Raw genomic sequence first — 22155 nt, forward strand, 5'->3', positions numbered from 1 at the left:
CCTGCTTTACTTTTTATTCAGAAAAAATATTTTCTTTAAAAATAATTTTACGTTCCGAATGATTATATTCAATTTTCAGCCCGTAGGGCAAAACACAACGGGGATAAGCATGCCCGAAATTTACGTTATAGAGTACAGGGAGTTCGGGATTATCTACGACTTCTTTTAAAATAGACTTATACTCTTCATAATAAGCTTCATCCTGAGGTTTTCCGACAATTATTCCGCTTATTACTTTAAAAACACCTTTTTCTTTAATAGCTTCAAGCATCTTTTTGTATTTTTCGGGAGAAGATTTTCCTTCGGCAGTTTCTATAAACAGAATCTTTTCTTTCCATTCGTCTTTTGTCGGAAATATGTTGTATTTATCGCATATTTCTTTCTGTTCACTGAATCTTTCGCCCGAAATAACATTATAAATAGATTCAATACAGCCGCCCAAAAGTTTTCCACTGAAATTTTCTTTTCCCTGTAAAAGTTCAAATCCCCGATTTTCTTTATGGGAAATTCTCGGTATTCCTAAAGATTTCTCGGAAAAATCGGTTCTTTCTTCGTACCATATATCGCTTGAGTTTATTTCGTTTAAAGCACTTCCCGAATATATATTCCAGTATTTTTCCGTATAAGGCAGTAAATTATCGTCAAGCTCTGCAATATCCGTTAAAAAAGAAGGTCCGTAAAAACTTTGCATTCCCAATCGATGAAACATCAAATGATGGACTGTAGTATCGGAAAATCCTGTAAACAGTTTCGGATTTTCTTTTACAAGTGAGATAAATTCTTCATCTTCCATAAGATAAGGAAAAATTTTATATCCGTCAATTCCTCCGATAGCACATAAAATCCCTTTAATATCAGGATTTTTAAAAGCATTTTTTAAGTCTTCGGCTCTTTTTTCAGGATGATTTTCCAAATATTCGATGCCTTTCAGTGAATTAGGCATAAAAACGACATTAAATCCCATTTTTTCAAGTCTTTTTGTTCCCAGTAATTTTTGGTGATTACAGAAACTTTCTCCCAATACCCCCCTCGACAGGCTGACGACAGCGACAGTATCTCCTCTTTTAAGTGATTTCGGTTTGTTCATGTCAGTATTCCTTTCGATTATAAGTTTTTGTAACACGGTTTTATTTTATTATATCATATTTTTAAAACAAAAAAATCTTTGAATTATAAAAATTGTTCAATAGCTCTCTCATTATAGAGATAAATAAATTTTATTTTATAATAAAAATCATTGAATCGTTATTGACTTTTAATATTTTGTAAAGTATAATATAAATAAAGTTTAAGGAGTGGTTTTTATGAAAAAATTAGTTTTATGTTTATTTTTAATGTTCGGATTACTAAGTTTTTCTGAAAGATTTGTAGAAGAATGCAAAATTCTTTCGAGTTCTTATTCTCATATGCGTTGTCAAAGTTTGGATTCAGGTAAAATTTTCCATTTTTTATATCCACGAAATACATTGGGGATAGGGCAAGTTTATAAAGTGTGGTTTACAGGAAGCGGATACAGAAATTTGCAGCTAAGTTATTTTGAATATTTGTATTAAAATTATTTGAACAGAAAATTTTTGTGTTGTAATTAATTATAAATAAAAAAGGACTATTTTAGTAAAAAAATTAAAATGCTAAAATTTATAAAATACAGAAATTATAAATAACAGAAATTTAAAAATTTATGATAATTTTTCATTTTAAATAGTCCTTTTTTTGTTATTTTGATTTTAATTCACTTTCAGAATAAATCTCTACAAAAGTTAATTTGTTGCCGTCAGGATCTTTAAATTACAGATATTTAATAACATCGAGAATATCTGTTATTTCTTCATCATTGATTACAGACATTTCTTTTAAACGATTATATTCTTTTTCAAGATTTTCAACTTCAAAATTAACGACGTTATCACTATTTTCTGTTTTTCCCTCAAAAAGCTGAATCCAAACAGGTCCTGTTTTATATTCAATTATTGGAGAATCTACAGAAGGAACAGATTCTTCTTCAGGTTCAAAAATATCTTTGTACCATTTTGCAGATTTTTCGAGATTATTTACGGGAATCCCTATTGCTACACTTTTAATTTTCATAATAACTATCCTTTCTTTTCTATTTTTTCCTGTAATACATTAAACAAATTATTCCAACAATTTTCAAACCATTTTCTTGCTGTTTCCCAGTTTTCGCCTTCTTTTCAACCGCTATGAATTAAATTGACTTCACAGGAATCGTTATTTTCCTTAGAAAACAGTACGCAAACATGAGTTAAAGGATCGGAATAATTCATAAATTCCGAAAATTCAAGAGAACATTTCCACTCGAAACACAATAATCGGGAAGGCTCTATTGCAGTAATTTTACAACCGATGGTACTGTTGATTTCTTTGTTATCATCCCAGAATAATTCGTATTTTCCGTTTGTTACAGGCTCGATATCGGCATGCTTGCATAACCATGTTGAAATAAGTTCATTTTTTGTGAACATTTCAAAAGCATATTTTGTATCACATTTTAATTTGACTTTGCAGTGGATGATTTTATTCATAATTTATCCTTTCTTTGGTAATAAGATTTTGTTTTAATTTTATTATAACAGCAATCATTAAAAAAATCTTATCATGAATTGCGTTTTTTGTACTTTGTATGTTAAAATTAATAAAAATTACGGAGATTTATATATGGATATAAAGATTATTGCCGAATATATGAGAGAAAAACTCGAATCGTACGATGAGAATGAAAAATTTTCAATAAAAGAGATTGCTGAAAAATTCGGTTACACGAAATATGAGTTCAGCAGAAAATTCAAAAAGGAAACAGGATTTTCAGCCAAAGAATTTGTTTCTGTATTAAAACTTGAAAAATCATTACAAAAGCTTATAAAAGAAGATAAAAGTGTTATTCTTGCACAACTGGAGTCGGGCTATGAAAGTTCAAGCTCATTTTCCAATATATTCAGGAAAAATACAGGACTTTCGCCGAGAGAATACAGAAAAAATATTGAAAAACTGCATGAAATTGTGAATAAATATAAGGAAAATAAAGAGTCTTCAGAAGAAACTTATTATGAATATATGAAAAGCAACGGGAAAAGTACCTGTACAGTTTATTTGAAATATCCTGAAAATTATAAAAGTGAAATGACTTTTGTAGGATTATTTAAAACACCTATACCGAATCATGCTCCTGTTATCGGAAAAGCTGTAATTCCTAAGAAAGTAAATAATAGATGTACTTTCAAAAATATCCCTGACGGAAAGTATTATATTTTGGCATGTTCAGTTGAAAAAAACGGGAAAATTTTCAGATACTTCGATTTGAAAAACTGTCTTCGGGGGAAAGTCGAAAAGCAACTGATTTTTCCTTCGGAAAAAGAAGAAAAATTTGAAATTTTATTCAGAGAAGCAATTCCCGAAGATCCGCCTATTTTGATTAATCTGCCGAATTTACTGTTTAAAGTTATCGGAAAATAATAAATTTGAAACAGAAAAATTTTTATGTTTTTCAGATAAAAATAAAAGGAAGCTTTATTGCCTTCAATAATAAGGAAATTATCGCTCCCATTTTATAAGATTTTTGTATTATTCTTTATAAGTATCGCATCTTTTAAACCAGCCTGCAAGCCATTTTTTCTCATTTCTTGAAGGATCGGAATTATTTACTCTTCTTTGAAGAACAAATTTTGCCGAATTGCTGAATTCTTCCAAAGCTGCTTTACCTGAACCTTCCCCTTTCATATTTTCGAGAACTTGTAAGAGTCCCCAGCCTTCCCCTTTGTATCTTTCTTCGGAATTTGTTCCTTCGCCTTTAAAGTTTACATAATCAATCAAAGGATACAATCCGTTAGGAGAATTTGCCACTCTGTAAAACTGTTTTATTACATTTTCTTTATTTTCGGAAATTGCCGACATTTTATCAAGAGAGGCTTCCATTCTTTTATAAATAAACTCGATTTGAATATCTTTTGTATTGTATAAAAAGTCAATAAGTTTTTCTATATCGGGATTTTTTTCGTTTTTCAGTTTTATAAGTTCTTCTCTGCTCTTCCATGGAGCATATTTATTTTTTTCCAATATTTCAGGTAATTTAATATTTCTTATTTTAAAATATTCTATCAGTGGCGGAAAACTCTCTTCAAAAATTCCTTTTTCATTTTCTTTGTACCATATAAAATGCCCTATTCCCAATGAAGGAAAATTTTCTCCGGTATTCCAGTAGACAAGGTTATCTTTTACACTGCCTGCTTCGTTTTGGAATATTTTATCGGCAATAATATCAAGTTCTTTTTTTGTAGGGGAAATAATTGTTTTTGTGTTAACAGCATTGCTTTTTACAACAGACGATTTTTTCGGAGAAACCGCATAAGCTGCAGAAAATATTGTTAATGCAGAAAAAAAGGCGATAAGTTTTCTTTTTGATAAAAAGTTTAAATTTTTCATTTTTCGGATACCTCCCTGAATTTGTTTTATTATATATTATACCATATGAAATTATTATAGAAAAAAATTTCGATATAATGTAAAATATAAAAAATAAAGAAAAGAGGAAAACTTGGAAAATGCTTAAAAATAGAAATAAATCAAAAGATTTTTTTGAACAGGGTACAGTTTCTCTGGCAAAAGAACTTTTAGGAAAATTGATAATCGTGAAAAACGGAGATAAAATATTGAGCGGCTATATTACTGAAACGGAAGCGTATCTCGGAATAATTGATGAGGCATGTCACGGATATGACGGGAAAAGAACTCCGAAAGTAGAGGCTTTGTATCAGGAAGCGGGAACCGTGTATATTTACACAATGCACACTCATAAAATGCTTAATATAGTTTCATGTGAAGAAGGAAATCCTCAGGCAGTATTAATTCGGGGAATAGAGCCTGCGGCAGGAAAAGAAGTAATGGAAGAAAACAGAGGAAAAACAGGTGTATTAGTGAGTAACGGACCGGGAAAACTGACAAAAGCTATGGGGATAAAAGATAAATTCAATATGTCAAAAATTGGAATTTTAAGCGAAAAAACCGATATGAAAAAAATAAAAGAAAATATAATTTATATTGATTTTGAGAAAAGTAAAATTCCTGCAGAAATAAAAGTAAGTCCAAGGATAGGTATTCCCGATAAAGGAATATGGACGGAAAAGCAGCTTCGTTTTTATGTTGCAGGAAACAGATATGTTTCCGGAATGAGAAAGAGTGAATATACGGATAAATGTTGGAAAGACCTTTAATATAAGAATAAAAATTTAAAAAATCATAGAGAAATCTAATATTTATGAGTTATACTTTATTAAAATTTATAGAAAATATAAAGGCGGAACAGAGTCCGAATTTAATCGGAGAATTTCAATTTTTTGGACATAAATTAAAAATTTCTATATAATTAAATCAAGGAAAGGAGTGGAGATGTAAAAATGAAGGCTTAACGGCTTTTTCAGTTAATACATCCCCAAAAATTAAATGAAAAATAAAATTAAAATTTTAATCGTCACTGTATTGTGTATATTAGCTTTAGCATGTGGAAATACAAGAGGAAAAAGCGGAAAGGTCGTATTTGAATCTGAAGATAAAAAAATAAAAGTTTATGAATCGGAAGTAAATTTTCAATTGGAAAGAGAACTTGAGGCTGCAGGTGCCGAATTAAAAGATGTACCTAAAGAACAGCTTGAACAAATGAAATTAAATATCGTAAAAAATATAGCTACAACGAGAGCTTTTGCTTTAAAAGCGAAAGAAAAAAAGCTTGACAAAGATAAAAAATATACCGAAGGTGTGGAATTTACAAAAGAAAATTTCCTTGCATCTGTTGCGATGATAGACAGACTGAGCTCGGTAAATGTTACAGATGACGAAGCAAAAAAAATATACGAAGCAAATTTAAAAAACTTTGAAAGACCTGAAGATTCGGTAAGATTACAGTTAATTGTTACTCCTGCGAGTGAAAAAGATAAAGCTGAAGCTGCATTAAAAGAAGCAAAAGCAAATCCGGGTAAATTCGGAGAGCTTGTCAGAAAATATACAGGAGTACAAAACGGTTCGACAGGAGAAACTGACGAAATACCTATGTCTGCTCTTGCAGAAAAATACGCACCTATAAGCGAAGCCGTAAAAAATGCTCAAAAGGGTCAGATTATCGACAATGTTATAATTGTAGGAGATGAAGCTTATATAGTAAAAGTATTGGAGAAAAATCCTAAAGGAGTTGTGGCTTTTGATGTAGTAAAAGATCAGATAAAAGCACAGATGAAAGCTTCAAAAAGACAGGAAGAAACACAAAAATTTATGGAAGATGTTACAAGAGAGTTTAAATTGGATAAAATAAATAAAGATACTGTTAAACTTCCTGAAACAAAAAAATAAAAATTGAAATATCAAAGATTTGAGAGGTAAAAGAAGATGAGAAAAAGTTATTTTATTATGTTATTAATTTCTATTGGAATGATCTCCTGTACATCGGGAGATCCTTATGCGGGAAGTTCAAGCTCAGGTACAACTTCAGGATCCCGTGTGGAAAGTAAGCCTGCTCCTAACAAAGTAACTCCTTCTAAAAGTAACTCGGGAGGAGAAATAGACAATAAATTTGATGCTACAGATGAAAAAATAGTGGCATTTATAGATCAGAAAGTATACGAAGATGCTGCACAAATCAGACAGGTTACAGTTGACAGCTTGAATAAACTGTTAAAGGAAAAAAATATAAGAATGACAAAAAGAGAGTTTTTGGCAAGAACTTATCAGATTATAAGAGATAACAACATGAATTCGTTTTACTTGGCTGCAGGAAGATTACTGAATCAGTTAAAATAATAAATTTCGGCAAAAAGGAGGCATAACATGAAGTTTTTAAAATTTTTGTTGGTTTTAGTAATAATTGCAGTAATCTTCGCTTTGGGAGGAGTAATTTTTTCAAACAGAATAATTGCTCATTTAACGAAAACCGATAGTTCAAGATTTGAAAATTTGAAATATTCCATTAAAGACGGGGAAATCGTATTTGATAATTTTATATTGAATGGAGAAAAATTAGGAAAAGGGAAAGCCAAAATAAAAATAGTACGTGGAGGAAAATTCGGAATATCGCCTGAAGTGAAACTGGAATCAATGGAGCTTCAGGAAGTAAAGTCTGAATTACTGTATAATGCGGCTGATCCTCAGATAGATTCTTTTATTGAAAAGATTAATGTTCCTGCCGAGCATGAAAAAATAGTCAAAACAACAAAAAGCTATATAAAAGAAACAACTGCAAGAATAAATAATCTGGATAAGAATATTGATGACTTCTTTAATATGAAAAAAGGAAATATCGAAGCTGTAAATAAACTGAAACAGGATTACGGTTTATCGACTGATTTGAAAGAAAAATCTTCAAAATTAATCGAATTGAACAAAGAATTGAAAAATTTTAATGAGCAGATTAATACGGAAAAAGAAAAAGTGAATAAAGAAATATCGGAAATCGAAGCTGAAAGAAGTATAATGATTGAAAATATTTCGGGAGATTTGGATAAACTGGAAAAAATAATATCTTTGAATGATATGGAAAATCTTAATTCGTATATATTTCTGGAAAGAGGAAGAGAAATTGCGATTTCTTTAAATAAAACACTGAAAGCTGTAAAATTTATAAAAAAAATTAAAGATAATTCAGGACTTTCTATTTCCTCTATTTCTGTAAATGACGGAGAAATTGTTTTTTCGGGATTGGAAAAAGGAAATAAAACATCTAAAGGGCAGGTAACGTTGGGTGATAATATAAAAGCCGATGTTACAGAAACTGATAAAGGATATGAAATTTTCTATAATAAAGATGATATTGCTTTAAAAACTTTATTTGGTGAAAGGATAACTTCTACTGTCGAGTATTCCAAAAAAGATTTGATTGAAGGAAAGGCTTTAAATCTGATTTCGGAATTGACTTTTGAAAATAATAATTTTAAAAACTTGAATAAAACGAATTTATCCGAAGAAGATAAAAAAATGCTTGAAGAAAAGATAAACAGCATGAAATCCGAACGTTATAATGAGATAATGAAAGAGTATGAGGATCAGACAAAATCTATTGAAGGTTTGATTGACGATATTTATGCGAAAGAAGGAAAACTCGATAAACTTCAGAGAGGACTTTTATCTTTAAGTACGATTCTCAATGTAAATGATTTTGTGAACGGGGATAATTCAGCGACACCTACTGTAAATACGGAAACGAATATAAATAACGAAGCTGAAAAACCTAAGGAAAATAACAACGGAAACGAGAATAAAAATTCTGTTTCGGGAGATTCAACTGCAAAAGATGTAAAAGATGAACTAAAAAAAATATTTAATTAAAGGGTTATATATGAGATTGGATAAATTTTTAAAAATAACAAGAATAATAAAAAGAAGAACTGTTGCAAAAGAGTTGGCGGATAACGGAAATATTTCCGTAAACGGAGAAGAAAAAAAATCTTCTTATAATATAAAAAAGGGAGATATTCTTGATATAAAATATTTTAATAAAAATATAAAAATAAAAATAAAAGATATTCCTCCTGAAAATTTAAAAAAAGATTTTATTGATGAATATATTGAATTAATAAGTTAAAAACAGGAATTATATTTAAAAATAAAATGATAATTGAAAGGCTCTATTATAAATGTTTAGAGCCTTATTTTTAATTATTGAAGTGAAAATTTTTAAAAACATTGTTATTTTCACTTGTTTTTTGAAAATAATGAGGTATAATAATTATGGAAAACACATCTTATTTTAGCAAGGAGAAGCGTATGAAAATAACAGATATCAGACTCAGACTCGGAAAAGGCTCTGAGGAAGGCGGAAAGTTAAAAGCATATGTAGACATTACGTTTGATGAATGCTTCGTTATTCACGGGCTAAAAGTTATTGAAGGACAAAACGGACTTTTTGTTGCGATGCCCTCAAGAAGAATGCCTAACGGAGAGTTTAAGGACATAGCTCACCCTATTACTCCGGAATTAAGATCCGAATTGACAAGAGTAATTTTGGAAAACTATGAAAAAGAAAATGTAGAAGCCGAATAACTGCAATATAGTTAATGACTTATTTTAAATGCCTACAATGAAAAAATACCGGACATATGGTCCGGATTTTTTTGTTTATTAATCGGGAATATGATATAATTTAAAAAATGAAAAACAAAAAAGCAGAAAAGGAAGGAGAGAATTATTTTTATGAGGGCTCGTTGCCGTCCTCATACTCCCGCTACCTGTGTTCTACGCGACTGCGTCGACTCCGAAAATGCGGGGGAAGGAATAATGATTTGTAGAAAATGAAATTAATAGTAGGACTGGGAAATCCTGGAGAACAGTATAAACTGACAAGACATAATATAGGTTTTATATTTATAGATGAATATTTAAAAGAAAACAATATAAACGATATGAGAGAAAAATATAAATCGGAATTTATACAGACGACTTATAAAGGGGATAAAGTGTTTTATCAGAAACCGCTTACTTTTATGAATTCAAGCGGAGAAGCTGTGGGAGAGGCTGTCAGATTTTTCAAAATAGATCCCGAAACGGAACTTTTTGTTATTTATGATGATATGGATATGGAGTTCGGGAAGCTGAAAGTAAAAAAAGACGGAAGATCTGCAGGTCATAACGGAATAAAGTCGATAATACAGCATGTCGGCGAAAAGTTTGTGAGGATAAAATACGGGATAGGAAAACCGAAATCAAAAGATGAGACTATAGGATTTGTTTTAGGAAAATTTTCTCCTGAAGAAAAAGAAACACTGAAAGAAAGCAGAGAAAAAATCTTTAACCTAATAGAAGATATTAAAAACGATATGACTTTGGAAAGACTTATGAACAAGTATAACACAAAGTAGACAGGGAAAAATATGAAAAAGTTTAAATTGGAAAAACAGTACCAGAGAATGAAAATATCCCAATATTTGAGAGAAGTGCAGAATTATTCAGGAAGAAGTTTGAGAAATGTGGAAGTGTTTTTAAACGGAAAACAGGTAAGGACTACAAAAAAACTTCCTTCAAGCGGAATTTTAAGAGTAATCGAAAAAGAAAAAGGAACGGATATAAAGCCGATAAAACTTGATTTGGATATTGTTTATGAAGATGATGATTTGCTTGTTGTAAACAAAGAGCCGTTTTTACTGACACATCCTACTCAGAAAAAAGTTGATTTTACACTGGCAAACGGGATAGTTCATTATTTTAAGGAAAAATACGGAAAAGAAACTGTTCCGAGATTTTATAATAGACTGGATATGAATACGTCGGGCCTTATAATTATTGCGAAAAACAGTTTTGCACAAGCATTTTTACAAAATTTTTCCGATTTTGAGAAAAAATATCTTGCAATAGTGGACGGAATTATGGAGTTTGATGAAGAAATAGTCATAGAAAAGCCTATTTACAGGGATGGAGATAAACTTGAAAGAATAATAGACGAAAGAGGTCAATATGCGAAAACAGCAGTAAGACCTTTAAAAAAATATCCCGAAAAAAATGTGACTCTTGCGGAATGTGAGCTTTTTACAGGGAGAACCCATCAAATAAGAGTACATTTAAAGTCTGTAGGACATACAATAGTCGGAGATGAACTTTACGGCAAGGGAATCGATGAAAAAAGAGGAATAAAAAGGCAATTTTTACATGCGTATAAAGTAAAATTTACTCACCCTGTGAAAAAAGAAGAAATAGAACTGGAAATACCTTTATTTGACGATATGAAAGAATTTCTCGGAGAGGATATCTTGAAATAAAAAATTTTCCCTGAAAGGAGAAATATTTATGAAATATATTCAGGAAATGAAAAGTTACAGAGGGAACAGCGGAATATTTGAAGAAAAAACAGGAAAGAAAGCTCAAAATCTTTTGGAATTGGCAAATCAGGGATTTAATGTTCCTAATTTTTCGGTAATTGACAACAGATATTTTAAAGAAGTGATATTTAAAGAGATACAGGACAGTAATCGGAATAAAGGCATTCTTGGAGAAATAAAGGACTGGAAAAGTATTTTCGGTGAAAATACCGAAGAAAAAATAGAAAATATAATAAAAATCATAAAAGAACATAAACCTCAAAAGGAATTTCTCGAAGAAATAGAAAAAGTGATCGGAAAAGACGAATATTATGCTGTAAGATCATCTTCTGTGGAAGAAGACAGTGATAATTTTTCTTTTGCAGGGCAGTTTGAAACATTTTTATACGTAAGAAAAGAAAATATAATCGAAAAAATAAAGGAAGTTTGGCTTTCGTCCTTTTCTTCCCACGTAATGAAATACAGAAAAGAAGGAAATATAAACAACGAAATAAATGTTCCTGCAGTTATTATACAGGAAATGGTAAATTCTGAAAAGGCGGGAGTGGCTTTCAGCGTAAATCCTGTAAACGGAAATACCGACGAAATTGTCATCTCGGGAACTTACGGCTTGGGAACGAGTATAGTTGACGGAGATGAAAACGGAGATTTGTATATTTACAATAAAAATACGCGGGAGATAAAAAAGGAAATAAAAACAAAAAAGATAAGACAGACTCTCGATTTTGAAAATAAGAAAATAAAAACAGAAGAAATAAATATAGATGACGAAATTTTAAACGAAAAAGAAGTGGAGGAACTTGGAGAAAATATTATAAATATAGAAAAATGTTACGGAAGACCCCAGGATATAGAGTGGGCTTATGAAAAAGGAGAACTTTATATATTACAGTCAAGACCCATTACAACATTAAAAAAAGATACGGATAATATATCTAATATTATAATATGGGATAACAGTAATATTGTAGAAAGTTATCCGGGTATCAGCCTTCCGCTTACGTTCAGTTTTATAAGAACGGCATATTCGGGAGTTTATAAAAGATTTTCCGAGATTACGGGAGTACCGTCTAAAGTTGTGGAAAGCTATCAGGTCGTTTACGATAATATGTTAGGGCTTTTAAAAGGAAGAGTTTATTATAACCTGATAAACTGGTATAAACTGCTTTTATTGTTTCCTAATGCCAAAAATAACAGTAAATTTATGGAACAGATGATGGGAGTGAAGAAAGAACTGTCTCAGGAAAATTTGAGTGAAAATCTGTTACAGGCAAACGAAAAAATGTCTTTTTTGGAGAAAAATGTAAATAAAATTCAAAAATTGAAAGCGGGACTTGCGATATTTTTTAATATGTTTCTGATAGAGAAAAAAGCGGAAAAATTTTATAAAATCATAAATGAAAACCTGAATAATGAAAAAATAAATTTAAGTGATATGAATATAACGGAACTTAAAAAATATTACAGGTTTTTGGAAAATAAGTTTTTGAAAAACTGGGAAATACCTATTATAAATGATTTTCTTGTGATGATATGGTTCGGGATCTCAAAAAAAATCGCAGAAAAGTATATAAAAGAAAATGCGGATGAAGTGCATAATATACTTATCGCTCAGGAAGGACAGCAAATGATAAGTGTGGAGCCTTCAAAATACATTGAAAAATTGAGTGAAATGCTGAGAAAAAATGAGATATTGAAAGATGAAGTGAAGTCAATAATAGAAAATGCGGAAAAAGAGAAAAAAACCGAAACAGGAGAAAAAATTTTATTCGGAAATCTTTACAATATTTCGTCTTTAACAAAAAACAGCGAATTTAACAGAGTTTTAAATGAATATATGGAAAAATTCGGAGACAGAACAGTTCAGGAGCTGAAATTAGAGTCGCTTACATTAAAAGAAGAACCGCTGTTTTTTATAAAAATGATATATTCTCTTTCGGGAGTAAAAAGTGAACAGGAACATAGTAAAAGAAATATAGCCGATGAGCAGAAAAAAATATACGACGGACTGAAAATAGGATTTGTAAAGAAATATATACTGAAAAAGTCTGTATTTTATGCGAAAAAATTTATAAGATTAAGGGAAAATCTGCGGTATGAACGGACAAAAGTGTTCGGTACTGTAAGAAAAATTATGAAACAAATCGGAATATATTTAAAAGAAGATAACATTACAGAAAATGAAAGAGATATATTTTATCTTACGATAGAAGAAGTATTCGGACTGATGGACGGGGCAGTCATAGACGTAAATCTGAAAGAGCTTGTAAAATTAAGAAAAGAAGAATATAAGAAATATGAAGAGGGAATTATACTGCCTGACAGATTTTTGACTAAGGGATTTTTAGGAGAAGATTTTTACTACGAAGATTTATCGGCAGCCGCTCAGAATAACGAGGAACTGAAAGGGACGGGCTGCAGCAAAGGAATAGTAAAAGGAAAAGTCAAAGTCGTTTTGGACCTTGTAAATGACGAAGTGAAAGAAGGGGATATTGTAGTGACAAAATCTACGGATCCGAGCTGGGTTATGGTATTTCCTCTGTTAAAAGGGCTTATCGTGGAAAAAGGAAGTCTTTTGTCTCACAGTGCGATTATTTCACGTGAAATGAATATACCTGCAATAGTGGGAGTACAGGGTGCAACGGGCCTTTTAAAAACGGGAGATTACATTCAGTTTGACGGAAGTACAGGAATAATAAAAAAATTGGAGGAAGTATAAAGTGAAAAGTGAAGTCAGAGAAAATAAGGTTGATTTTTCATTAATAAGGTACTCGCAATGTTGGGAGGACACGGAAGTTTTGCTGGAAGGACTTGACATAAAGGAAAATGATGTGTGTCTGGGTATTCTTTCGGCAGGGGATAATGTATTTTCCATGCTTACAAAAAATCCTTCAAAAATAATAGCCCTTGATATAAGTTTTCCCCAGATTGCTCTTGTGAGACTGAAAATAGAAGTATTTAAAGAGTTTTCTTATGAAAAAATGCTCGAATTTATCGGAGTAAAAAAATCGGATAAAAGAGCTGAAATGTATGAAAAAATAAGAGGGAATCTCGAAGAAAAAGTCAGAGAATACTGGGATTTTAACAAAGAAGCCGTTCAAAGCGGAGTTATCCATACGGGAAAATTCGAGAAATTTTTCAGCCTTTTCAGAAAAAGAATATTGCCTTTTGTTCACTCAAAAAAGCAAGTGGAGGAATTTCTTTCTGAAAAATCCGAGGCGGAAAGAACCGAATATTATAATAAAAAATGGAATAATTTCAGATGGAAAATGATGTTCAAACTGTTTTTTTTAAATTATATTGTAGGAAAATTCGGAAGAGATAAAGAATTTTTTAAATATGTGGAAAAAGATATTTCAAAAGTAATGACCGAAAGAAGCAGGTACGCCTCGTGTGAACTTTCTCCTTATGAAAATCCTTATCTTAACTATATTCTTACAGGGAATTACCGTTCGGACTGTCTGCCTTATGTTTTAAGAGAGGAAAACTTTGAAAAAATAAGGGAGAATATTCATAAAATAGAAATTGTACAAAATTCTATGGAAGAATATCTGGACGGAACAGATTTGAAAATAAATAAATTTAATTTAAGTGATATTTTTGAATATATGTCTTTGGGAAATTATGAAAAATTAATGGAAAAGATTTATGAGAAATCCGCTGATGAAGCAAAACTGGTATACTGGAATCTGGTTGTGGAAAGAAATACAGGACTTATAAAAGGCGGAAAAGAAAAAAGATTTGAACGCTCGGAAATGATTGATAAAAAGCTTCACAAAAAAGATAAAACGTTTTTTTATACTGATTTTGTTGTGGAAAAGGTGATAAAAAATGGAAATAGTTAAGATGATAGTTGTTTTAATAATTTTCATGCTGTTTTTTCTGCTATTGAATAAACTCGAAAAAAGTGAAAAACTTAATTCGGAACTTATAAGAAAAATACTTCATATAGGCTCGGGATTCGGAGGATTGACACTGCCTTTTCTTTTTAAAAGAAAAATCTCTGTTATAGTGTTGGGAGTAATATTTCTTATACTGCTTATAGGCATAAGAATAATAAAGAATAAAATAACGGGACTTAAACAGGTAATAGAAACAAAAAACAGGAAAACACTGGGAGATATATATTTTATCATGAGTATACTCGGCTTGTGGATAGTATCAAGCGATAATAAAGTAACGTATGCACTGCCTTTGGTAATACTTATGTTTTCCGATGCTTTTGCTGCATTAATAGGAGAATTTTACAGTAAATTCAAGTTTGATACGGGGTTCGGAACAAAGTCCGTTGAAGGTTCGGTAGTATTTTTTCTGACAACATACTTTGTCTGTATTAATTTCTTTCTTGTTTTCAGTGATTTGAAAAATATAAATATTGTCCTGTTATCATTGCTTTTAAGTATACTGACTATGATTCTCGAAGTCATTTCATGGAACGGACTTGATAATCTTTTTGTACCTTTTTTCGTATATCTGTTTTTGAAACTGAATACAAATCTCGGTACAAAAGAGCTTGTGCATAAGTTTTGGGTAATTGTTGTGTTATTTATAATTATTATACTTAATCGAAAAAAAACCACGCTTACAAGAATTGCTCAGACAGGAAGTCTGTTTTTTCTCTATCTTGTTATGATAATAGGGGGTATAAAATGGCTTATTCCGCCATTGATAATGTATCTCGGATACTATCATTTTACGCCGAAAGTCGAAGGGCAGGTAAAAGATTCGCTGAAAGGACTTCTTGCCATAGCTTTTTCCACGTTTGTATGGCTCGCATTGGCAACAATACTGGATAAAGAGAGGTTATATCTGGTGTATATTTTCTCGTTTTCTTTACATTTCGGGCTTATAAATCTTATAAGGGACAATGCCGGAAATGTAAACAGAGAAACGTTCAGAATGAGATTTTTAGCAGGAAGTACAGGAAAAGCACTGTTATTTTTCGGATGTAATTACTTATTTTTATCAATGATTCGGGATTTTAAAATGCTCGCAGGAGTTATAATTCTCCTGATCGGAGGAATATTTTTATACGAAACTTCGATGAAAATATATTATATTATCGAAAAAGAAAAGGAATTAAGCGGAGAAAGTAAGGTGTTTATAGCATCGGGAACAGTATTTTTATGCTCGTTGCTGCTCACAGGAATAGGAATGTTGTAAAATCTAATTTGAAAGAAGCGGATATGTTATGAAAATGAAAAGATACGTAATAATGAAAGATAATCAGACTGAAAATACCGTTTTGGAAAAATACATTGCGGAAAATAATATTTCTGAAGAAGAAATTCAAAAAATAAAAATAGAAAGACCGTCAGAAATAACAGTTTTTTACAGTGAATCTGGAGAAACTGAGGGAAATCTTTATTTATGGCATAACAGACCTGATTATAATGGAAAAAAAACGTCATATATAGGAAATGTAACTGTAAATGAGGCGTTTCGTGAAAAAGGCAGTGAAATTTTGGAAGAGATTTTTAAACAGTTGAAAAATGAAAAAGTTCAGGTAATAATAGGGCCTTTAAACGGAACGACATGGAATACTTACAGGTATGTAACGGAAAAAGGAGAAAGACCGAAGTTTTTAATGGAGCCATGGAACGAGGATTATTATCCTGATTTATTTGAAAAGACGGGATTTGTTTCTCTTGCCGGATATATTTCTTCAATATCCGAAAATATGAAAAAAAGTGAAAATATAAAAAGAAAAATGGAAAAGATAAAAAAGTTCGATTTTTATAACGATATAAAAGTTGAAAGTATTGAAAATAAAGATTTAAACGAAGTTTTAAATGATGTGTACGATTTGACAATAGAAGCTTTTAAAAACAATTTTTTGTATACGGAACTTGACAGAGAAATATTTTTGAAAATGTATATGAGCTATAAAGACAAGCTTGTAAAGCAGTTTTTTAAACTGGTATATTTAAAAGAGGAACTTGTCGGATATGTATTCGGAATACCTGATTATGCCGAACTTTACTATAAGAAAAAAGTTGACACCGTAATACTGAAAACGATAGCAGTAGCACCGAAATATAACGGAAAAGGTATCGGATATATTTTAATAGACGAATTTATAAAAGAAGTTCAAAATAACGGTTACAGTAATATAATATACGCATTGATGCATGAAAGCAACGTGTCGAAAAATACAGGATTATTACTTGGGGAGAAACTGCGGGAATACACTTTATTTATAAAAGAATTGTAATATTATAATCAAAAATAAAAATATTTGAGAGGAGTTTAATATGACAATAGCTGACAAGATTAAAGAGTTAAAAGACAGACATCCTTATAAAACTGCACTAGTAGACTTGAAAACAGGAGATAAAGCCAACTTTAACCATATGGATGTAAAATCCGATAAAATATGTACTTATTTGGAGAATAAAGGCTTTAAAAAAGGGGATAAAATAGTCGTTTTTGTGCCGATAGGAGTGGAGTTTTATATAATTTTACTGGCAATATTCAAAATGGGGTTACAGGCGGTGTTTATAGATCCTTATGCCGATACCGAACATATAAACAAATGTTGTGAGATGATTTCTCCCGAAGGAATAATAGGGAGTGGAAAAACTATTTTAAAAGGATTTTTCCTGAAAGGAATAAGAAAAATCGGGAAAAAGATAAATTATAATAAAATGCTTGAGCAGTCTGAAAGCCTGCCTCCGATGAAAAAGAGAAAGCCTAAAAAGTACGAAAGAGAAGAAGAACATATCAATGAAAATACACCCGCTCTGATAAGTTTTACGAGCGGAAGTACAGGGTTTCCTAAAATCATCATGAGAACTCACGGATTTTTAATGGGACAGCATAAAGTTCTTGAGAAAAATTTGAAATTTGAAAAAGAAACGTCGATTTATTCGTCATTTCCTATTTTTCTGCTGTCTCATATGGCGACAGGAGCGACTGTCTTTATTCCTGATATAGATATGAGTTCGCCTATGGAAGCAAATCCGAAAGAAGTAACGGAACAAATTAAGAAAAACAATATACAGAATATAATATTACCGCCTGTAATATTGGAAAATATTGTAAATTATGTAGAAAAAAATAATATGACATTGAAAAATGTTCAGACTGTATATACAGGAGGAGCACCTGTCTTTCCGAAACTTATGCAGAAAATAGACAAAATCTTTGAAAATGTCAAAGTAAGAGCATTGTACGGTGCGTCAGAAGCCGAGCCTATTTCAATACTGAACTACGAGGATATAACCGAAGAAGATATTGAAAATATGAAAAACGGCTACGGGCTTTTAGTCGGAAGAAAAGTGGATGAAATTGACCTAAAAATAGAAGAAATTTCTGAAAAAGCTGATGAAAAAATGAATGAATCAGAAAACGAAGGCTTTGAGAAAAAAAGTGAAGCAGAAAATAAAAAGTCGGAAAATAAAGAAGATAAAAATACGGGAATTAAAGGAGAAATACTTGTAAAAGGGGAAAATGTGCTGAAAGGTTATTTGAATATTCCCGAAAGCCCTGATAAAAAATGGCATAAAACAGGAGATACGGGCTATATTAATGAAAAAGGACAGCTTGTACTGCTGGGAAGAGTTAAAGGAAGAATAAGAATAAACGATAATATTTACTATCCTTTCAGCATAGAAACGGCATTTTCTTTCTGTGAGGCTTTAAAAAAATCGATTTTGACTTCAAAAGATGATAAACTTTATCTGATTACCGAGAGAAATCCTGATTTTGAAGGAAATTTGGAAGAAAATGAAGAAATTAAAAAATTAAAAGAGAAATTCGGGATATTTAAAATCGTGGAGGATGAAATACCTGTAGATAAAAGGCACAACAGTAAAACTGATTATAAAAAATTGGAAGAATTGAAAGAAAAACTCTAAATCTTTGAAAAGGAGAAAGTCGAGTGAATAACAAAATAATGGTAACTGAAAGAATAAAAAATTTTAAAATATATTTGGACGAAAGATTTCCTGCAAGAAAAAATTCTTTTTTCGTACTTATGTTTACTCTGTCGGCATACGTTTATACAGGGTTTCTTTATAATATGAAAATTTTAGGAATGACAGGAAATGATCCTGACAGGATTCCAATGCCTTTACACAAAGTAATTCCTTTATTTATAATTATTCTGATGTTTTTCTTTCAGTTAAGACTGACCGATGAATTTAAAGATTATGAAGAAGACTTGAAATATAGACCTTACAGACCTGTACAGCGGGGTATAATAACACTGAAAACATTGAGAAATATAGGAATAGTAACTGTCATTATGCAAATAATATCGGCATTTTTAATAAATCCGAAAATATTGATTTATATGAGTTTTGTCTGGATCTATATGTTTTTAATGGCAAAAGAGTTCTTTATAAAAGAGTGGCTTACGAAAAGAATTGTAATTTATGCTCTTTCCCACGTAGTAATAATGATATTTATAAATCTCGTTATTATTAAGGCTGCAGGATTTATAATGACATCACACGAAATGACTGATTTGTCGGTTTTTGAAATTTATAGAGGAATAATACCGTTTCTAATGCTCGGATATTTAAACGGAATGGTTCTCGAAATAGGAAGAAAAACGAGAAAATCTGATGAAGAAGAACACGGTGTGGAAACATACAGCAAACTTTGGGGCAGAAAAAAAGTGGTGTATATTTTGTGCGGACTTTATATTTTGGACTATATTCTCGTTATGCTCGGATTATTACAGACAAATGAAAAGTATTTTCTCTTGGGAATGACGGTATTGACTATAGTTTTAGCGGTATCAGTATATTTTATGATAAAATTTTTAAAAAAAGATTTATCGGGAAAAGTTCCCGAAAATGTGTCGGGACTCTGGATTTTGTTTTCATGTCTGACAACAGGACTGTTTCAATATACAGTTTTTTACATATTCAGTCTATTGAAAAGTTAAATGATTTGTGATATACTCAAATTGTGAATAAAATAATAAAATTTTTTAGGAGGTAATAGTAATATGGCAGTTAAAGTAGCAATTAACGGATTTGGAAGAATAGGGAGATTGGCATTAAGATTAATGGCAAATGATCCTGAATTTGATGTAGTTGCAATTAACGATTTGACAGATGCGGCTATGTTGGCACATTTGTTCAAATACGATACAGCACAAGGAAGATTTGACGGAGAAATCCAAGTTAAGGAAAATGCATTCGTAGTAAACGGAAAAGAAATTAAAACTTTCGCAGATGCAGATCCTGAAAATTTACCATGGGGACAATTAGGAGTAGATGTAGTTTTGGAATGTACAGGATTCTTCACTTCTAAAGAAAAAGCCGAAAAACATATTAAAGCAGGAGCTAAAAAAGTAGTTATATCAGCACCTGGTTCAGGAGAAATGAAAACAGTAGTATTTAATGTGAATAACAATATTTTGGACGGTTCAGAAACAGTAATTTCTGCTGCTTCTTGTACAACTAACTGTTTAGCACCTATGGCTAAAGTTTTACAAGATAAATTCGGAATTGAAGTAGGATCAATGACTACTATCCACGCTTACACAGGAGATCAAAATACATTGGATGCACCTCACAGAAAAGGTGACTTCAGAAGAGCAAGAGCTGCCGCTGCAAATATAGTACCTAATACTACAGGAGCTGCAAAAGCTATAGGATTGGTTATACCTGAATTAGCAGGAAAATTGGACGGAGCTGCTCAAAGAGTACCTGTTCCTACAGGATCATTAACTGAATTAATTTCAGTTTTAAACAAAAAAGTTACTAAAGACGAAGTTAATGCAGCTATGAAAGCAGCATCTAACGAATCATTCGGATATACTGAAGAACCTCTAGTATCTTCTGATATAGTTGGAATCCATTTCGGTTCATTGTTTGACGCAACTCAGACAAAAGTTATCGAAAGCGGAGACAAACAATTAGTTAAAACAGTTTCATGGTATGACAATGAAATGTCTTACACTGCTCAATTAGTAAGAACATTGAAATACTTTGTTGAATTGGCAAAATAATAGTTTAAATAATAAAAGCAGTTATTTATATCAGCCCTTTGGTTTATAGTTTTATTTTTATAAATCGGAGGGTTGATTTTTTTGGATAAATTTTGAGACAGTATAGATAGAAGCTTTTAATTAATGAAAAAAACGTCTATTATTTAAAAAATCATAAAATTTATTAAATTTTTACTGTTTTGTAAGAATATTTGTTGAAATTTTAAAGAAAATAAGGTAAAATACATTATTATAATATATAAATGAAAATGAATAAAACATTAGGAGCGTGAGATAAGTGAAAAAGAGTAGAGCTTTTGAAGGACTGAGTGAATATTTCAAAAACAGAATCTTACAAAAAATAATAGCTTTTGTAATGTTACTGTTTTTTAATTTTAATATATTCGCTGACATCGTGCCTGACCCTGTCAGTATAGGGACAAGGGTAACAAAAACTGCTTCAGGGGTGGATCAGATAGATATAGCAGCACCTAATAAGAACGGCACAAGTTATAACTCTCTGAAAGAATTACAGGTAAGTGAACAGGGACTAATCTTAAACAATAATAAAAATGTAGTCATAAATACACAAATCGCAGGACTGGTAGTAAGAAACAGAAATCTTGATAACGGACCTGAAGCAAATCTCATAATAACAGAGGTTACAGGGAAGAATAAAACAAACATAAACGGAATAGTGGAAGTGGCAGGAAAAAGAGCAGACCTCGTTATGGCAAATAGGAACGGAATATTTGTTAATGGCGGGGGTTTTTAAATTCCGACAGAGTGACATTGACAACAGGAAGTCTTCAAATGAAAGACGGAGATTTAGTAGCAATAGACGTGTCACAAGGACATATAGGAATAGGAGAAAAGGAATAGATGCATTAAGCTTGACAGATCTTGAATTATTGGGGAAAACGATAGATATAGCGGGAGTAATAAAAGCATCAAGAGAAACAAGAGTAATGGTATCGGCAGGAGGACAGACATACCAGTATAAGACAAAAGAAGTAAAAAGTAAAGGTGAAACATACAGCGGAATAGCAGTAGACGGAAAAGCAGCAGGAAGTATGTATGCAGGAAAAATAGATATAATATCAAATGATAAGGGAGCAGGAGTAAATACAAAAGGGGACTTGGTAAGTGTAGATGATGTAGTATTGACAGCAAACGGAGATATAACAACAAACAAAGTAAATGCAGGAAAGAAAGTAGTATATAAAACACCGAAGAAAGTAAGAATAAAAGGAGAAACAACATCAGGAAAGAAAGTACAGATAAAAGCAAAAGAAACAGAAATAGATGCAAAAGTGATAACTGGATATTTGGAAGAAGCATTAGGAGAAAAAAGCATTTGAGATAGAAAGTGACAAGACAAAAATAACATCAAAATAGAAGTAC

Annotated in this window: 23 protein-coding genes; 19 read left to right on the forward strand and 4 right to left on the reverse strand. The window is 31.1% G+C overall.

Features of this window, described 5'->3' with window-relative positions:
• Positions 1 to 13: 13 nt before the first annotated feature.
• On the reverse strand, positions 14 to 1087 hold the full coding sequence (locus FVE72_RS00085) for a S66 family peptidase (protein ID WP_026736776.1): 1074 nt from the start codon (positions 1085 to 1087) through the stop codon (positions 14 to 16).
• A 217-nt stretch (positions 1088 to 1304) separates the two neighbouring features.
• Between FVE72_RS00085 and FVE72_RS00090 the strand changes: the two genes are divergently transcribed.
• Positions 1305 to 1553 (forward strand): hypothetical protein, encoded by a 249-nt coding sequence (locus FVE72_RS00090; protein WP_026736777.1) that lies wholly within the window; start codon positions 1305 to 1307, stop codon positions 1551 to 1553.
• A gap of 235 nt (positions 1554 to 1788) precedes the next feature.
• Here the strand turns inward: FVE72_RS00090 and FVE72_RS00095 are convergent, their stop codons facing one another.
• Entirely contained in the window at positions 1789 to 2088 is a 300-nt protein-coding gene (locus FVE72_RS00095; protein WP_051411695.1) for a VOC family protein, read from the reverse strand.
• A 104-nt stretch (positions 2089 to 2192) separates the two neighbouring features.
• On the reverse strand, positions 2193 to 2543 hold the full coding sequence (locus FVE72_RS00100; protein ID WP_026736778.1) for an SRPBCC family protein: 351 nt from the start codon (positions 2541 to 2543) through the stop codon (positions 2193 to 2195).
• A 133-nt stretch (positions 2544 to 2676) separates the two neighbouring features.
• Between FVE72_RS00100 and FVE72_RS00105 the strand changes: the two genes are divergently transcribed.
• Entirely contained in the window at positions 2677 to 3471 is a 795-nt protein-coding gene (locus FVE72_RS00105) for a helix-turn-helix domain-containing protein (RefSeq protein WP_051411697.1), read from the forward strand.
• A gap of 108 nt (positions 3472 to 3579) precedes the next feature.
• Here FVE72_RS00105 and FVE72_RS00110 read toward each other — a convergent pair whose 3' ends face one another.
• A complete protein-coding gene (locus tag FVE72_RS00110; RefSeq protein ID WP_026736780.1) occupies positions 3580 to 4437 on the reverse strand; it encodes a hypothetical protein in 858 nt (285 codons plus the stop codon).
• Between the two features lie 119 nt (positions 4438 to 4556).
• Between FVE72_RS00110 and FVE72_RS00115 the strand changes: the two genes are divergently transcribed.
• The 17 genes from FVE72_RS00115 to FVE72_RS00195 all read left to right on the forward strand — a co-directional run bounded on the left by FVE72_RS00115 (position 4557) and on the right by FVE72_RS00195 (position 22112).
• Positions 4557 to 5225 carry a DNA-3-methyladenine glycosylase gene (locus FVE72_RS00115; protein WP_026736781.1) on the forward strand — a complete coding sequence of 223 codons (669 nt, stop codon included), beginning with the start codon at positions 4557 to 4559 and terminating at the stop codon, positions 5223 to 5225.
• Between the two features lie 229 nt (positions 5226 to 5454).
• Positions 5455 to 6354 (forward strand): peptidyl-prolyl cis-trans isomerase, encoded by a 900-nt coding sequence (locus tag FVE72_RS00120; protein WP_146966260.1) that lies wholly within the window; start codon positions 5455 to 5457, stop codon positions 6352 to 6354.
• A 36-nt stretch (positions 6355 to 6390) separates the two neighbouring features.
• A complete protein-coding gene (locus FVE72_RS00125; protein WP_006808391.1) occupies positions 6391 to 6801 on the forward strand; it encodes a hypothetical protein in 411 nt (136 codons plus the stop codon).
• A gap of 27 nt (positions 6802 to 6828) precedes the next feature.
• Entirely contained in the window at positions 6829 to 8322 is a 1494-nt protein-coding gene (locus tag FVE72_RS00130) for a hypothetical protein (RefSeq protein WP_146966262.1), read from the forward strand.
• Between the two features lie 10 nt (positions 8323 to 8332).
• Positions 8333 to 8578: a S4 domain-containing protein gene (locus FVE72_RS00135; RefSeq protein ID WP_146966264.1), complete on the forward strand. Its 246-nt coding sequence runs from the start codon at positions 8333 to 8335 to the stop codon at positions 8576 to 8578.
• A gap of 182 nt (positions 8579 to 8760) precedes the next feature.
• Positions 8761 to 9036, forward strand: coding sequence for a septation regulator SpoVG (gene spoVG, locus FVE72_RS00140; protein WP_006808379.1), 276 nt, complete (start codon positions 8761 to 8763; stop codon positions 9034 to 9036).
• A gap of 248 nt (positions 9037 to 9284) precedes the next feature.
• Positions 9285 to 9851 (forward strand): aminoacyl-tRNA hydrolase, encoded by a 567-nt coding sequence (gene pth / locus FVE72_RS00145; RefSeq protein WP_026736782.1) that lies wholly within the window; start codon positions 9285 to 9287, stop codon positions 9849 to 9851.
• A gap of 12 nt (positions 9852 to 9863) precedes the next feature.
• Entirely contained in the window at positions 9864 to 10745 is an 882-nt protein-coding gene (locus FVE72_RS00150) for an RluA family pseudouridine synthase (protein WP_026736783.1), read from the forward strand.
• Positions 10746 to 10773: 28 nt separating this feature from the next.
• The gene (locus tag FVE72_RS00155; protein ID WP_026736784.1) at positions 10774 to 13524 is read left to right on the forward strand and encodes a PEP/pyruvate-binding domain-containing protein; all 2751 of its coding nucleotides are present in this window, start codon (positions 10774 to 10776) and stop codon (positions 13522 to 13524) included.
• A gap of 1 nt (position 13525) precedes the next feature.
• The gene (locus FVE72_RS00160) at positions 13526 to 14650 is read left to right on the forward strand and encodes a DUF3419 family protein (protein ID WP_146966267.1); all 1125 of its coding nucleotides are present in this window, start codon (positions 13526 to 13528) and stop codon (positions 14648 to 14650) included.
• Entirely contained in the window at positions 14637 to 15968 is a 1332-nt protein-coding gene (locus FVE72_RS00165; protein ID WP_146966269.1) for a diacylglycerol/polyprenol kinase family protein, read from the forward strand. The genes FVE72_RS00160 and FVE72_RS00165 overlap by 14 nt, the downstream gene beginning before the upstream one ends.
• Before the next feature lie 28 nt (positions 15969 to 15996).
• Entirely contained in the window at positions 15997 to 17019 is a 1023-nt protein-coding gene (locus FVE72_RS00170) for a GNAT family N-acetyltransferase (protein WP_026736785.1), read from the forward strand.
• 40 nt (positions 17020 to 17059) lie between these two features.
• Positions 17060 to 18664 carry an AMP-binding protein gene (locus FVE72_RS00175; protein WP_026736786.1) on the forward strand — a complete coding sequence of 535 codons (1605 nt, stop codon included), beginning with the start codon at positions 17060 to 17062 and terminating at the stop codon, positions 18662 to 18664.
• A 23-nt stretch (positions 18665 to 18687) separates the two neighbouring features.
• Positions 18688 to 19701 (forward strand): UbiA family prenyltransferase, encoded by a 1014-nt coding sequence (locus FVE72_RS00180; RefSeq protein WP_146966271.1) that lies wholly within the window; start codon positions 18688 to 18690, stop codon positions 19699 to 19701.
• Positions 19702 to 19764: 63 nt separating this feature from the next.
• Positions 19765 to 20772 carry a type I glyceraldehyde-3-phosphate dehydrogenase gene (gene gap / locus FVE72_RS00185; RefSeq protein WP_026736787.1) on the forward strand — a complete coding sequence of 336 codons (1008 nt, stop codon included), beginning with the start codon at positions 19765 to 19767 and terminating at the stop codon, positions 20770 to 20772.
• 277 nt (positions 20773 to 21049) lie between these two features.
• A complete protein-coding gene (locus FVE72_RS00190; RefSeq protein ID WP_146966273.1) occupies positions 21050 to 21526 on the forward strand; it encodes a two-partner secretion domain-containing protein in 477 nt (158 codons plus the stop codon).
• A 118-nt stretch (positions 21527 to 21644) separates the two neighbouring features.
• Positions 21645 to 22112 (forward strand): two-partner secretion domain-containing protein, encoded by a 468-nt coding sequence (locus tag FVE72_RS00195; protein WP_146966275.1) that lies wholly within the window; start codon positions 21645 to 21647, stop codon positions 22110 to 22112.
• The last annotated feature ends 43 nt before the right edge of the window (positions 22113 to 22155 follow it).

Origin of the sequence: Pseudoleptotrichia goodfellowii (assembly GCF_007990505.1) — a bacterium.
Taxonomy (GTDB): Bacteria; Fusobacteriota; Fusobacteriia; order Fusobacteriales; family Leptotrichiaceae; genus Pseudoleptotrichia; species Pseudoleptotrichia goodfellowii.